This is a genomic window from Pseudoflavonifractor sp. 524-17 (assembly GCF_009935845.1).
Taxonomy (GTDB): Bacteria; Bacillota; Clostridia; order Oscillospirales; family Oscillospiraceae; genus Pseudoflavonifractor_A.
Genome location: NZ_QWEK01000048.1, coordinates 14064 through 28084 on the forward strand (window position 1 = coordinate 14064; position 14021 = coordinate 28084).

Below are 14021 nucleotides of genomic sequence, written 5' to 3' on the forward strand. Positions count from 1 at the left end.
GGCGGTGACGCAGCCAACCTCTTTGGGACATTTTGTCCCAAAGAGCCGGGGTTGGGGAGGCTCCCCAACAAGCATTTTTGACGGCCCCCGGCCAGTCAAAAATAGCAAGTGTGGCCACACTTGCCTTGCTTGCCATTTGTGAAACCGCTTAAACACGTCACTCTTTTTTCTGGGTTTTCAAATTATTTTGCACCGCAACCACTAAAGTTGCGCGATAGTTGGTAGAAATAGTGAGATAGATTTGTTATATTACAACTGCAAATAAATCTACCTCGTTTTGAAAGGAGAACTTTTATGAAATCTTTACCAGCTACGATTGCCGCAGGTGTCCTTGCACTTTGTGTCATTATTGCAGGGTGGGCTGCTATCATACCATGCGGAATAATTATAGGAATTTTGTATCTTGCCCAACTCTTAATAAAAGCCCTAAAGACATATTTGAAATCAAGCGAAGTACGCGAAGAAAAGAAAGTATCAAAAAGAGCATTAGGAGAGGTGATAAAAAAACACCGGACTGATAATAAAATGACACAAGAATTTGTAGCAGAATATTTAGGGGTGAGCCGACAGGCTGTATCAAAATGGGAAGGCGGAACTTCAGATCCGAGTACGTCTAATTTAATGGCGTTGGCAAAACTGTTTGGTATTACCCCGGAGGAATTATTAAAAGAAGCGCGAGAATATTAAACTTGAAAAATATAAGTCTGCTTTGGGACAAAATGTCCCAAAGCTGGGGTAGATTGTTTGGCAAGAATGTGATATACTTAATGTCTATTAACAACTTGGAAATTGGGAAGGCATTGAATATGGTAAAATTGAGAGTGTTGGTCTTTATGGCAATACTTATACTGGCATTAGCTGGATGTGAAAAGGTAGAGCAAGAACAGCTAACAGTGTATTCTTTCAGTGGGGAGAATGAACAGCTTTCAATTTCAAATGGCATTATTATTTTGAATGGCACAGAAGAAACCTTTTCTGGCGGTGATTTGAAAGTAAGTGATGATTTTTTCGATAACATTGCATCGTACTCCACCACATTTTACATTATGGCTGGTGACGAAAAGGATGTTATTCTTTCTAATGGTATGGTAGACATGACGGGAGATACAGTCAATGTTTCTGGTGACTTAGGGCAAATATCGGGGGACAGCGCAATTAGGAGAATAAAAATTGATGGTACAAGTGATTTGAAAAACATTCTCTATTTTGAGCTTACAACGAAAGATATGGATGGTAACGAAAATGTGTACCAGTTAGAGCTGTCTTTGACAGAAATAACAAAAAGTGATGGTGACTAAATTCAGACAACTTGCGTTTACAAAATGCTCCAAAGCTGGGGCGGTACTTTTCACAGTGCCGCCCCCTTTTCCTGCCCGGCGGCATCCCTCCCGTTACATAGCGCAGTATCAAAAAATTTTTGACTTCCCCACTTGGAAATAGCGAAAAAATGTTTTGGTATATGAGAGGAAGTTTTTCCCCGCCAGTGCATAGCGGGCGGCTCCGGCTGGGTAGGCTGGCGAACATGAAAAGATTTTTGAAAAATTCCCTCTGGGCCAGTCCGAAAATCATCCAAAAATGTCTCGGTTAGTGAGGGGAGGTTTTTCAAAAAAATATGTGATTGCCGTCTCCATTTGCTCCACTTTTCTGGTGGTATATAAGGAGGCAACGCCGGGGCCGGAAATAGCCAGGGCGCATTTTCTGAATAATCTCCATCAAGTTACCCCTCTTTTCTGTCCGCTTTTCTGGTGGTATATGAGAGGGCAACGCCGGAGCCGGAAATGGCCGGAGCGCATTTCCTACATAGTTTCCGTTAAGTTTGGGACATTTTGTCCCAAAGCTGAGACAGGCCAAAGGGCGACACTGTAAAAAGTGCCGCCCTTTTCTTCTGCCAAAATTTTATGAAATGGGAGGGAGTTCATGCAAACACAGCCAAAGTATCAAAGCGAAGTCAAAACCGTTGTTATGGGAGAGCGGACAATCACCATCAAAAACCTTACCCCCATTCTCCCCCCAAAGGAACGGGAACAGCGCAAGCGTGAGGTAGAGCAAAAGCTGTTTGACGTGTTCAGCAAGTACACTGGACAGCGCGTGTAACCCATTGACATCCTTGTGACATGGGGCCGCCCGAGGTATAATATAATTGTAGGTTGGCTCCCGTTTAACGGAAGGGAGCTAATTATGGATAATAGAATAGATGCGATTTATGGGCGGCAGTCGATTGACAAAAAGGACAGCATCAGCATTGAAAGTCAATTTGAATTTTGCCGTTACGAACTAAAGGGTGGTGAGGCGAAAGAATATAAGGATAAAGGGTACTCCGGTAAAAATATTGAACGGCCCGATTTCCAGCGGCTCTTGAAAGACATTCAAACCGGGCTTATCCGGCGGGTGATTGTCTACCGTCTGGACAGGATCAGCCGCTCCATCGTGGACTTCGCAAAGCTGATGGAGCTGTTCAAGCAGTACAACGTGGAGTTTGTTTCCTGCACCGAAAAATTTGATACGTCAACCCCGATGGGCCGGGCGATGCTCAATATCTGCATCGTGTTCGCCCAACTGGAACGGGAAAGCATCCAGATGCGTGTGACGGACGCCTTTTACTCCCGGTGCGCCAAGGGCTACTATATGCGGGGCCGCGCTCCATACGGTTTTGATACGGAGCCCATCGTGATGGACGGTATCAAAACAAAACGGCTGATTGAAACCGCCGAGATGGAATACGCCGAATTGATGTACGAAATGTATGCGGAGCCCGAAACCTCCTATGGCGATATTACCCGGTATTTCACCGAGAATGAAATTCAAGTGTATGGGAAAACGCTGAAACGGGGATTTTTGGCGCAGCTCCTGCGTAACCCGGTTTACGTCCAGGCCGATATGGATATTTACGAACACTTCAAAGCCCAGGGCGCGAAAATCGAAAGCCCCCCAGAATTGTTCACGGGCGATTATAGCTGTTACTTATACCAAGGCCGGGAGGGCGAGGAGAATATTCTTGTTATCGCTCCCCACAAGGGCCGTATCCCCTCGGCGCTCTGGCTGAACGTCCAGCACAAGCTATCCCAAAACACCACGTTTCAGAATGGCCGGAAATGCCATAATACATGGCTGGCCGGGAAAATCAAGTGTGGGTGCTGCGGATATGCGTTAGTAGGTCTGAACGCCGCAAATGGGGTGACGTACATGAGATGCAGACAGCGCGTAGAAAACAAAAGCTGTCCGGGGCCCGGAACGCTGACACGGCACGAGCTGGAAAAATCGGTCTATAATGAAATGGTTAAGAAGATGCGGGAATTTCAGACGTTGAGGGGCGGCAAGGCGGAGGGCTATAATCCAAAGCTCACCGCCGCCCGCGCCAAACTCGCCAAAATTGAAACCGAGATTGAAAAGCTGATTGACACGCTGACCGGGGCAAACCCTCTCTTGTTGCAGTACGCCAATAACCGCATTGAAGAATTGGACGCGGAGCGGCAAAAACAGTTAAAGCTGGTGGCCGACCTCACCGCTAATTCTGTTTCAAGTTCTCAGATTGAAAGCATATCCGGCTATCTCAAAAACTGGGACGAGGTTAGTTTTGACGACAAGCGGCGTGTGGTGGATACGCTGATTTCCAGAATTGAAGCCACCAGCACCGAGCTTGTTATACACTGGAAAATCTAAAAAATTTTGCTTTGTATTATACCATTGTCAAAGACCTTTTCCTGACAGGCATATCCCCCAGTCGGTGCTGTGTCGTTGTATTTCACCCTTGGTATGCTCTTATCATGGCATACTTCCCCGAAGTGATAGCTGCTCGGATGGTCATTCAGCTGTCAGCCTGCGCCACCTTTCTGTTTTGGATTTTTGTTATGTAGGAGGAAAGCAGGGACGTGAACTGCTCTCGTATTGACATTCTATTTGGCAATTTCAGCTTAACGCATTTTCCCCTGACTGCAAACAACCTTGCAGGCCCCTTTTGTCGCCCTCGCAGGCACCGTCATTGACAGAAAAAGCAGAAAACCCGCTTTCGACTGATTGCCGAAAACGGGTTTTCCTGTTATGCTGCTCTATGAACTTTACTTGATCCACACTCCGGCGGCGTCAAAGTTGCTGCCGGTAAAGTCGCTCTCCGCGTGGACGCTGCCAAGGTTATACTGCCCATAGGAGAAATAGGCGGTCACAGTGTAGCCGGGGACCTCGCTCTGTACCTCCGCCATCATCCGCTCGGCATATTCCTTGATGGTGGACAGGTCGTAGGATTTCCACCATGCCTTGAACTCGCTCCTACTCAGATCACCGGAGTAGGTTACGGTAAAGATTTTCTCGTTGCCGTAATTGGTGACAGGTTTTTCCTTGACCGTCCACTGCTTCTCAAAGTCGGCATAGCCTGTGTCCGCGATGGGGGCCTGCGTCTGTGTGGGCTGCTTGCTGACGGTGGCGATGTTCCTCTCCTCATCGTAGCCCACCTCCAGCCCGTAGGCTTCCGCCAGCGCCCGTAGGGGAGCATAGGTCGTGCCGTTGTAAGTGAACACCATCACATCGTTGCCCTTGGCATCCTTGGGTTGGAACACCTCGCCGTCCACAAGGATGCTGATGGGACTGACCTCGATTCGGATGGTGCCACTTGCCGCCAGAGTCGTCACAGGCAGACCAACCAATAGCAACATGGCGATCGCGCCGGATACAAACGATAGCACATTTTTCTTCATCTTCAGGCCCTCCCATCTTCCGTATAGACCAATTCAGTCATAACAATTTCCTCAGCGCGGTTATGGATGCCGTTCATACGCTCTACCCACGCAAGCTGGTCGAAGGTTTTCAGGGCCTCGGTCACGCCCTCCTGCGCTGCCATAGCGGCGCAGATGTGCTCCATGCGCTCATGACAGGTCTGGTCAATTTCGACAAGGTGCTGGTGGAGAGTGTCATTCAGTATCATGGTGTTGTAAAGCGCGGGGTAATGCTCTTTCAGATAGCGGCGGCGCATACGGCCATACTTGCCGAGGGGGTATGCGCCGGTATCCGGCAGGACAAGATTGGGGACGAAGTAATCGCCCTCCTGGCGGTATGTGCCGCCCATGCGTTCATATAGTGATTTCATAAATACGGACTCCTTTCGTGTTGAAATGCCTGCAATTACGGACTTTTTTCTCCTTTCCTACAACTGCAAGTTCCATTCACCACAAATGAGCCGCAGTCATATGTATTTGGTGGCAGAAACCACCCTTTACATATTAGCTCTCAGAAAACCATGCTGAAAGATTATGCAAAGCGCAACGGTTTTCTGAACTGCCAGTTCTATGTTGATGACGGTTACAGCGGTACAAACTACGACCGCCCCGCATTCCGACAGCTTATCGAGGACATACAGGACGGGGAAGTGTCAACGCTCATCACAAAAGACCTGTCACGTTTGGGGAGGAATTACCTTGAAACAGGTACTTATATCGAGGTGTTTTTCCCCAACCATAACGTGCGGTATATTGCAATCAATGACGGCGTGGACTCCATAGACAACGCACAAATGGACATTACACCGTTCCGCAACATCATCAATGAAATGTACGCAAAGGACACGTCAAGGAAAATCAAGAGCGCACTCCACGCAAGGAAAATGCAGGGCAAGTATATGGCTACTACCGCCCCATTCGGTTATCAGAAAGACGAGAAAGACCATAACCACCTTGTCATTGATGAAGTGACCGCCCCCATTGTGGAACTGATTTTCTCAATCGCCGAGGAGGGCGTGGGGCTTCACACTATCTGTAACCGCTTGCGCAAGGCAAAGGTCATAAAGCCGAGTTTCTACAAAAAAGAAATGTTTGAGCGGTACACTGATGAGGAAAAGATGTATGACTGGGACACCGCCTATGTCAGCAAGATATTGCATGACCCCGTTTATGCAGGAAACCTTACCGTAGCGGAAAGACCGACCAAGACCATGCGTTCCAAGAAAAGACAGTATATCCCGTATGCGGAGCGTGAAGTTATCTATGGCACACATGAACCGATTATCGAGCAGAGCCGTTGGAACACCGTACAGAAGATTTTGGAGAGCAGACCGCCCGTTATCGGGGAAAGTTCAAGCGGATATGACAACATTTTCCGAGGGGTTATCAAATGCGCCGATTGTGGGAGTGCCATGCTTGCCAAAGTCGAGCAGAAAAGAAAGCGTAACAACGTACTGGACAAGACTTTCTACTGCTGTACCAAGTACCGCAAGTTTGGGAAAGAGGGTTGTTCATCACACACCATTGAGGCGAGGACGGTTCACGAAGTTGTGCTTGCAGACATTCAGAAACACGCAGGACAGGCACTGGCGGACAGGAAAGCTATGGTAACGGAGATTGCCGAGCGTCTTAATCTCCAACTGTCAGCGGATAAGGAACAGCAGAAAAAGGAACTAAGGCAATGTAAACAGCGAGTGTCGGAAATAGAAAACCTGTATGCCAAACTGTATGAGGACTTGACAAGGGAACTGATAACAGAAAAGCGTTTCCAAATGCTGTCGGCACGATTTGACAGCGAGCAGGAAGAACTGACAGCCAAGATAAAGGAACTTGAAAAAAGTGCCATAGCGGACAAAGAACAGTTATCTTCCATTGAGCATTTTGCAGAGCAGATAAGCGGTTATGCAGGAATAACGGAACTCAATTTTAAGATAATCAACCAACTTATAGAAAAAATTCTTGTTTCTGAACCCGTAGAAGTTGACGGGCAGAAAATTCAACGACTTACTATCCATTACAAGTTCATAGGGGCACTGGAAACCCTTGAATAATGGATATTTTCTAAGTCACCTATTCCAACTATCCAACAGACGCCGGGCGGGAGGGGGAGCTGATCTTCCGGCTAACCTACCGGCTCTGCGGCTGCACCAAGCCGGTCAAGCGGCTCTGGATCTCCTCCATGGAGGCGTCTGCTATCCGCAGGGGCTTTGACTGTCTGGCGGACAGCCGGGAATACGACAACCTCTACGCCGCCGCTCTCTGCCGCGCCAAGGCGGACTGGCTCACCGGCATCAACGCCACCCGGCTGTTTACCTGTCTTTATAAAGGTAAGACGCTGAACGTGGGCCGGGTGCTCACCCCTACATTAACGTTGCTGGTGGAGCGGGAGGCGGCCATCAAGAAATTCAAAATGGAGAAATTTTATACTGTGGAGCTGGATACACCGGGCCTTCGGGCCGCAAGCGGGCGGTTCTCGTCCAAAACAGATGCGGAAAAGCTGCGGACGGCCTGCCTGGGCACGCCGGTTGAGGTGAAATCCGTGGAGCAGAGGGACCGGACGGAGCGCCCCCCGAAGCTCTACGACCTGACCGCCCTCCAGCGGGAGGCCAACCGGCTCTTTGGGTATACCGCCCAGGAGACACTGGACTATCTGCAAGCCCTCTATGAGAAGCGGCTGGCCACCTACCCCCGGACAGACAGCCGCTATCTGGCGGAGGACATGGCGGAGGGCCTGCCTGGACTGTGCGCGGCGGCAGCGGGGGCGCTGCCCTTCCTGGCGGGCCGTCCCTTTCCGGTACACGCCGCCCAGGTGGTGGACGGCGGCAAAGTCACCGACCACCACGCCATCCTCCCCACGGCGGAGATTTCCGGCGCAGATCTTGCAGTCTTACCCACTGGGGAGCGGAATATCCTCTCTCTGATCTCCGTCCGTCTGCTGTGCGCCGTGGGTGAGCCCCATATTTACGCGGAAACCAACCTCATCCTGGCGTGCGGCGGCGTCTCTTTCACCGCCCAAGGCCGCACGGTTAAAGCGGCGGGCTGGAAAGCAGTCGAAGGGGCGCTCCTCTCCGCGCTGAAGCAGAAGCCGGAGGATTACGCCCCCGCTCTCCCCGCGCTGGCGGAGGGCCAGCGGCTGGAGGGCGCGGACGCGCTGCTGCGGGCGGGCGCGACCTCGCCCCCGGTGCGGTTTACCGAGGACACGCTGTTAGCGGCCATGGAGCACGCCGGGGCGGGGGATGCCGGACGCAGGGGGTTAGGGACCCCGGCCACCCGCGCTGCCACCATCGAAAAGCTGGTGCGCTCCGGCTTTGTGGAGCGGAGGGGACGGCAGCTTATCCCCACGGAGCGGGGGATCGCCCTGGTCTGGGCCATGCCGGACCAGCTCAAGTCCGCCAAATTGACGGCGGAGTGGGAGGACAAGCTGGGGGCCGTGGAGCGGGGCGAGCTGGCCCCGGAGGACTTTATGGCCGGAATCACCGCTATGCTTACCGAACTGGTGGAATCCTACCGGAATGCGGCGGTCTCTTCTGCCGCCCTCGCCCAGTCCGGGCGGACGGTAATCGGCAGGTGCCCCCGCTGCGGCAGGAACGTGGTGGAGGGCAAAAAAAGTTTCTATTGTGAGAGCTACCACGATACCCCCTGCGGCTTCACCCTGTGGAAAAACGACCGCTTTTTTACCGCCAAGCGCAAGGAACTAACGAAGGAAATCGCCGCTTCTCTCCTGAAAGACGGGCGTACTGTTGTTACCGGCCTGTTTTCGGAGCAGAAGGGCGTGTTGTATGACGCCACAATCGTCCTGGACGACGATGGCGGCAAATATGTCCGCTTCAAGCTGGAGTTTGACAGCAAAACTGACAAAAAGGGAGGAAATCGAGCATGAATCAAGATAAAAATCAATTTTGCCGCCGCTTGAACCAGATGCTGGCTGTCAGCGGCGTGGAGCCTGGAGAGCTGGCCTGCCGGTTGGGCGTGTCCGTGTCCACGGTAAACCGCTGGCGCAATGGGAGCAGTGCGCCGGACCTGTATCAGTTCCAGGCGCTCACCCGGTTCTTCGGGATGCCCTGCGAGTGGTTTCTGGACAGCGGAAACCACTTCCCCAGCGCGGAGGAACTGGCGGTACGGCTGGGTCTGCGCGGGGACACGGTGAGGGACTTGATGGACTTGGCGGCCTGCGCGGAGAAGCCTGTGCTCGACGCGCTGGACGACGCGGTGTATGCCCTGGTGTCCGCCGTCAGCGCCGCAGGAGACGCAGAATAAGGCAGGCAGCGCCGGATGAGGTAAATGCGCACAGACACAAATTGGACAAACCCAGCGCAATTTTCTGAGGCACGAAGGGGGACGATTCTGCCCTCCTTCGTGCCTTTTTTCACTTTTTCACGAAATGGAGGGCTTCATGGCGAGTAAACTGCAATTCGTGTCCGAGCTGGCGGACCAGACCGCCCGTACCGTCACGCGGAATACGGCTGGCTGGAAGCAATATTTGACCACCGCCGCCCGGCTCTACAAATATTCCTTTGACGACCAGCTCCTGATCTACGCCCAGCGGCCGGACGCTACCGCCTGTGCCAGTATGGAGCTGTGGAACGAGACCATGCGGCGGTGGGTCAAGCCTGGGTCCAGAGGGATTGCCCTCATCAAAAAGGGCGGCGGCGGACGGCCCCGCCTGGAATATGTCTTTGATGTGGCGGACACCCGTCCGGTGAAGGGGGCGCGGACGCCCTACCTGTGGGATATGACGGCGGAGAAGTCCGGCGCTGTTTCGGAAGCGCTGGAGCGGCAGTATGGCCCCAGCGAGGTAACGGACATTGGCTGGCAGCTCATGGAGCAGGCAGCCCGCGCTGTGGACGGGGTGTACCGGGACCATCTGGAGGAGCTGCGCTATGACGCGCAGGGCAGTCTGCTGGAGGAATTGGACGCGCTCAATCTAGAGGTCCGCTTTCGCGGTCTCCTGACCGCCAGCGTCCAATATGCCGTCCTCACCCGCTGCGGCCTGGACCCCGGCGATTATCTGGAGGACGGGGACCTTTCCGGCATCACCGAATTCTCCACCCCCGCCGTTCTTCACCACCTGGGCAGCGCCGCCAGCAGGATTTCTATGGACCTGCTGAACGAGATTGGCCGCGCGGTGAGAGCCTTTGACCGGGAGCAGGCCAGAAGTCCGCAAAAAAATGTGGAAAAGGACCTTGCAAAACCGCCGGTGATAGGGTATACTGATGCCGGGAAATACTTTAATGCTTTAAATCGAGAAAGCGAAGAAGAAAGGAGCGGACACGATGAAGGAGCTGGCCTACAGGCAGGCGGGGGATTACCTGATTCCGGACCTGACGCTGGACGGGGCGGAGGACCTGGAGGAGATGCCCCTGGGGAAATACGGGATGCTGCGGGAGACCTTTTTGGAGGAGCATCACCACGGGACGTACACCTCCATGCTGCTGACCGGGCGGCTGGAGCCCCACCTGCGGGAGATCGACCGGCAGGCCCAGGCGCAGGTGGATCAGATGGTGGCCGGTTTGATGAAGCAGAGCGGCGTGGACGAGGCGATGAAAGCCCGGGATCAGATGGGCTGGGTGCAGGCGGTGAACCGCTTCACAGCCCAGGCGGAGGAGCAGGTACTGGCGGAGATCGTCTACAGATAACACAAGAGGAGCAGACGGCGGGCGGACAGCCCGCCGTTTCTGTGTCTGCGGAGAAGCCGCCCGCCCCTGCGGAGCCGGATCTCTCACTGTTTTCCCTCTTTCCCACGGTGGAGGAGCAGGTGGAAACCATCGTTCAGGCCCAGGAATCGGACCGGCAGGCTCAGGGGCAGATTTCACTTCCCGAAGGCCAGGTGCCGGACGCGGTGATTGGCCGGGCCCTCACCAGCGGCGGCAATGGAGCCCACAGCATTGAGCATATTGTGGCCTTTTTTCAAAAAAGCCCCGGCGAGTTTGCCGCCGCCGCCTTTCTGAAACAGGAGTTTGGCGAGGGCGGCAAGGGTGTCACCATCGCCGGACAAAACTACGCGCTCTGGTTCAGCCGGGAGGGCTTCCGCATCGCGCCGGGGCGGTCCGCCTTTGGGCCCGGCAGTACCCTGACGCCCTGGCTCAAAGCTGCCGGTATGGTGTCCGGCCTCCTGCGGGACGGGAGGTTTGCCGCCCAGGATAAGATTGACACCGCCCGTGACAATGAGTTCCGGGAGCTGGCGGAGACGCTGTGGTATCTGCGCCGTGACTTCAGTGACGAGGCCGAAAAGCGGGGTTATCTTCCCGCAATCTCGGAGGGGTATGCCGAACCCGGCTTTCCCGACGGGACAAAGGCGATGGAAAAGGTGCTGCGGAATCCCCAGGAGCGGGAAAAGCTGGAAGAAGATTTGCGGATATTTGCTGTGGCGTACCAGAGCAGCCGGGATTTGCTGCGCTTCCGGCCCTCTATGGACCCCGCAGTCCTCATCGCCCGGATTCAAGACATGGATAAGCCTGTCACGGCGTTCCGTGCGGAGGAGGATTTTGCCCCTGCCAGGGCCAGCTTCATCACGGAGGACGAGATCAACCGCTTGATTGCCAACGGTCCCCGCGTTTCAAATGCTAAGCCGCAGCTCTACTCCTATTTTATCCAGGGTCACAATGCCAAAGAGTGCGCGGAATGTTTGAAGGAGCTCTACGGCACAGGCGGCTTGAGCCGTACCGGTTATAACGAGTCGTATGATTCCAAAGGGCTCAAGCTGACCCGCGAGGACGAAAATTCCGGGTTTCAGGGCTATGATACGGTTACGCTGAGCTGGAACCAGGTGCAGAAGCGCGTCCGGAGCCTGATTGACAGTGGGACATATCTCAGCGAACAGGAAAAGGCAGGTCTCCCAGCCTATGAAAAGCTGGCCCTGGCCCGGAAGATCTATGCGTTCCAGTTCCACAAGCCCAACGGCCTGGGCGAGTGGGACCCGGAGGCGGCGGAGCGGGATATCCTCCCCCTGCTGGACAGCCCGGAGCAGACCACAAAGCTGTTTGACGAAATGCTGCGTGACTTTGCGCCCCTTCCGCCTGATACGCCCCACTACCTTACCATGCAGTACGCCGTTCGGGATATGGCGGCCTACCAGCGGGGGGAATCTCCCCTGTTTACTCCGCTGCCGGAGACGGCCCTGGCGGCGGAGCGGCGGCTGAAACAGGCGGAAAAGGAGGCCAAACGGGAGAATACGCCGGGCCCGCCGGAGCCCCTGCGCACAGATGCTGCCGCCCCGGACGTCCCCGAAGGGGAGCTTTCCGCTGTGGCCCGCGCCCTCGCTCAAAAGATGCAGGCTGGCACGCGGGAGGATGGGGACGGCCAGCTGTCTCTTGACCTCTCTGCCGCGCCAGAGCCGGAACCGCCCGTCCCGCCGCCCATTCCGGAGCCTGCCGCAAAGGTTCCCGCCCTTGAGTTCCCTGCAAGGGAGAAGCGGCCAGGACGATCCAAAGCAGAGCTGAACTACCGCACGTTTACAAAATTGTTTCCGGAGATATCCAGCGGCGCGTACCGCTATTTGAAGCTGGAGGCCGGGGAGAGCATGATGCCTCTCCATCTGGAGTGGATCGAACCGGATGTGATTGCTGTCAGCCACACCTATACGCTGAACGGCGATCTGATGCGCGACCCGGAGATGACCTTCCGCGTGAACCGTGAGGAGGGGGCGCTGGAGCCGCTGACCTTCCGGCAGGACGGCTCAATTCAGCTTTATCAGGAGGTCTACCCTGAACCCGGCAAGCAGATTCCCAAGCTGCGCCGTGATTTGAATACCTTTGCCCAGCAATGGCTGGGCAATATCAGCCGGCAGCGCTATCACAAGCGTGAAGCCCTTATAGAACAGGACGGCGAGGATGTACGCCTGACCTTTGACCAGAACGGCAAGACGCTGGACCCCGCTCCGGCACTGGCAGCAGAACATGGCGCTTTAGGAGATACCCCCACCATCAAGAAGATCTATGAATATTACGCGCCCATGGTCCAGGATCTGGTGCTGGAGGATGCGGCGTATGGAAACGCCTGCGTCAACTCGGACCGGGACCTGGCTGTTCTGGAGGGGAACGAGGCGATCAAACGGGCGGTGCTGGCCATCAATGACCCAACGCTTATGAAGCAGTATTATGATAATACCGCTTTCCACAACCGGCTCCATCAGATGATCATCAGCGAAACCTACCCTGCACTGTCTCATTCCCAGCCGGAGCAGACCACAGAACCCGCCGGGACGGATGCGCCAAGGGGACCGGAAGCCTTTACCGCTGTCCAGGCCGAACCTGATCTGACCCCCAATGTGGAGGAATATCTGAATCTGAAAGCCGCTCACCCGGACAAGCTCGTTGGCGTCCGGGTGGGCGGTTATCTGCTGTTCTACGGCAGGGACGCGGAGACGGCGGCCCCTGCCCTGGGAACGGAGCTGCCGGTGCGTGACATTCCCGGTCTGGGCGCTGTGGCCGTCACCGGGAGCCCTATGGCGTGGCAGGCGGTGATGACAAAGCTGCTGGAGCACGGACACAGCGTTGTGCTGGCCCAACCTGACCCGGAACGCGACCCCGGCGCGCCCTATGAAATCATCCAGGCGATGGATGCGGCGGAGTACATCCCCCTGGGCATGGAGCTGACCATGGACGGGCGGCGGATGAAAATTGACAGTGTGGATTTTCAGGCTGGGACGGTCAGCCTGCTGGATTTGGACATGAGGGGTTGGTTCCCGGTTTTCCGCTCCGAGCCGGTTTCCTTGGTGCGGGAGTATGTCAAGGAGGTACAGCGCAGCGAGGCATATATCGCCGCAGATATGGCCGCCCAGCTCAGAAACAGCGCGGCGGCGGAAGCGCCGGTCCCCGCTGTACCGGAAGCCCGTACCGAGATAGACGGCGGTAAGGTCACACCGCCGTCCGCACCCTTCCCCACCAAAACAGTGGGGCGTGTGGACACGGGGGCCTTTGAGGTTGTCATTGAGGAGCTACACTCCGGCCCGGAGAAGCACAATTTCCGTATCACCGACGAGAACCTGGGCGTAGGCGGAGAAAAGGCGAAATATCAGTACAATGCGGCGGCAATCCGCACCTTGAAGCAGATTGAGGCAGAAAACCGTCTCGCCACGCCCGAGGAGCAGGAGATCTTGTCCCGCTATGTGGGCTGGGGTGCGCTGGCCCCGGCCTTTGACGCGGATAACGCGAAGTGGGCCAACGAGTACACTGAACTAAAAGATCTGTTGACCCCCGAGGAATACGCCTCCGCCCGGGCCACCACCGTCAACGCCCATTACGCACGCTTTGTTCCTTGACAATCTGCGTAGAAATACGCAATAAAACAAGGCAGATTCCAAAAGAATCTGAACTC

The 14021-nt window shown here is 54.9% G+C and carries 11 protein-coding genes; 9 read left to right on the plus strand and 2 right to left on the minus strand.

The window, feature by feature from the left end; translation table 11 throughout:
- The first annotated feature begins 294 nt into the window (after positions 1 to 294).
- The 4 genes from D1159_RS14955 to D1159_RS14965 all read left to right on the plus strand — a co-directional run bounded on the left by D1159_RS14955 (position 295) and on the right by D1159_RS14965 (position 3660).
- The gene (locus D1159_RS14955; RefSeq protein WP_161846456.1) at positions 295 to 687 is read left to right on the plus strand and encodes a helix-turn-helix transcriptional regulator; all 393 of its coding nucleotides are present in this window, start codon (positions 295 to 297) and stop codon (positions 685 to 687) included.
- Between the two features lie 119 nt (positions 688 to 806).
- The gene (locus D1159_RS14960) at positions 807 to 1298 is read left to right on the plus strand and encodes a hypothetical protein (protein WP_161846457.1); all 492 of its coding nucleotides are present in this window, start codon (positions 807 to 809) and stop codon (positions 1296 to 1298) included.
- A 619-nt stretch (positions 1299 to 1917) separates the two neighbouring features.
- Positions 1918 to 2094, plus strand: a complete 177-nt coding sequence (locus D1159_RS19255) for a hypothetical protein (protein WP_202621108.1) — start codon at positions 1918 to 1920, stop codon at positions 2092 to 2094.
- An 84-nt stretch (positions 2095 to 2178) separates the two neighbouring features.
- A complete protein-coding gene (locus D1159_RS14965; RefSeq protein WP_161846458.1) occupies positions 2179 to 3660 on the plus strand; it encodes a recombinase family protein in 1482 nt (493 codons plus the stop codon).
- Positions 3661 to 4055: 395 nt separating this feature from the next.
- Here the strand turns inward: D1159_RS14965 and D1159_RS14970 are convergent, their stop codons facing one another.
- Both D1159_RS14970 and D1159_RS14975 read right to left on the minus strand, forming a co-directional pair.
- Positions 4056 to 4688 (minus strand): stalk domain-containing protein, encoded by a 633-nt coding sequence (locus D1159_RS14970; RefSeq protein WP_161846459.1) that lies wholly within the window; start codon positions 4686 to 4688, stop codon positions 4056 to 4058.
- 2 nt (positions 4689 to 4690) lie between these two features.
- Positions 4691 to 5077, minus strand: coding sequence for a TnpV protein (locus D1159_RS14975; RefSeq protein WP_161846460.1), 387 nt, complete (start codon positions 5075 to 5077; stop codon positions 4691 to 4693).
- A 150-nt stretch (positions 5078 to 5227) separates the two neighbouring features.
- On the opposite strand from D1159_RS14975, the gene D1159_RS14980 reads away from it, so the two are divergent.
- The 5 genes from D1159_RS14980 (at position 5228) to D1159_RS19775 (ending at position 13965) form a co-directional block, all read left to right on the plus strand.
- Positions 5228 to 6757 (plus strand): recombinase family protein, encoded by a 1530-nt coding sequence (locus D1159_RS14980; protein WP_243152317.1) that lies wholly within the window; start codon positions 5228 to 5230, stop codon positions 6755 to 6757.
- Between the two features lie 128 nt (positions 6758 to 6885).
- Positions 6886 to 8586, plus strand: coding sequence for a type IA DNA topoisomerase (locus D1159_RS14985; protein ID WP_243152318.1), 1701 nt, complete (start codon positions 6886 to 6888; stop codon positions 8584 to 8586).
- Positions 8583 to 8963: a helix-turn-helix transcriptional regulator gene (locus D1159_RS14990; RefSeq protein WP_161846461.1), complete on the plus strand. Its 381-nt coding sequence runs from the start codon at positions 8583 to 8585 to the stop codon at positions 8961 to 8963. The genes D1159_RS14985 and D1159_RS14990 overlap by 4 nt, the downstream gene beginning before the upstream one ends.
- A gap of 1016 nt (positions 8964 to 9979) precedes the next feature.
- On the plus strand, positions 9980 to 10342 hold the full coding sequence (locus D1159_RS14995) for a TnpV protein (protein WP_161846462.1): 363 nt from the start codon (positions 9980 to 9982) through the stop codon (positions 10340 to 10342).
- Between the two features lie 2495 nt (positions 10343 to 12837).
- Positions 12838 to 13965 carry a hypothetical protein gene (locus tag D1159_RS19775; protein ID WP_243152321.1) on the plus strand — a complete coding sequence of 376 codons (1128 nt, stop codon included), beginning with the start codon at positions 12838 to 12840 and terminating at the stop codon, positions 13963 to 13965.
- Positions 13966 to 14021 lie beyond the last annotated feature (56 nt).

Bases quoted from the DNA above. Each gene is read 5' to 3' on its own strand.
- D1159_RS14965 (WP_161846458.1), top strand. From the start codon at position 2,179: ATGGATAATAGAATAGATGCGATTTATGGGCGGCAGTCGATTGACAAA.
- D1159_RS14990 (WP_161846461.1), top strand. From the start codon at position 8,583: ATGAATCAAGATAAAAATCAATTTTGCCGCCGCTTGAACCAGATGCTG.
- D1159_RS19255 (WP_202621108.1), top strand. From the start codon at position 1,918: ATGCAAACACAGCCAAAGTATCAAAGCGAAGTCAAAACCGTTGTTATG.
- D1159_RS14970 (WP_161846459.1), bottom strand. From the start codon at position 4,688: ATGAAGAAAAATGTGCTATCGTTTGTATCCGGCGCGATCGCCATGTTG.
- D1159_RS14975 (WP_161846460.1), bottom strand. From the start codon at position 5,077: ATGAAATCACTATATGAACGCATGGGCGGCACATACCGCCAGGAGGGC.
- D1159_RS14980 (WP_243152317.1), top strand. From the start codon at position 5,228: ATGCTGAAAGATTATGCAAAGCGCAACGGTTTTCTGAACTGCCAGTTC.
- D1159_RS14985 (WP_243152318.1), top strand. From the start codon at position 6,886: ATGGAGGCGTCTGCTATCCGCAGGGGCTTTGACTGTCTGGCGGACAGC.
- D1159_RS14955 (WP_161846456.1), top strand. From the start codon at position 295: ATGAAATCTTTACCAGCTACGATTGCCGCAGGTGTCCTTGCACTTTGT.
- D1159_RS14995 (WP_161846462.1), top strand. From the start codon at position 9,980: ATGAAGGAGCTGGCCTACAGGCAGGCGGGGGATTACCTGATTCCGGAC.
- D1159_RS19775 (WP_243152321.1), top strand. From the start codon at position 12,838: ATGATCATCAGCGAAACCTACCCTGCACTGTCTCATTCCCAGCCGGAG.
- D1159_RS14960 (WP_161846457.1), top strand. From the start codon at position 807: ATGGTAAAATTGAGAGTGTTGGTCTTTATGGCAATACTTATACTGGCA.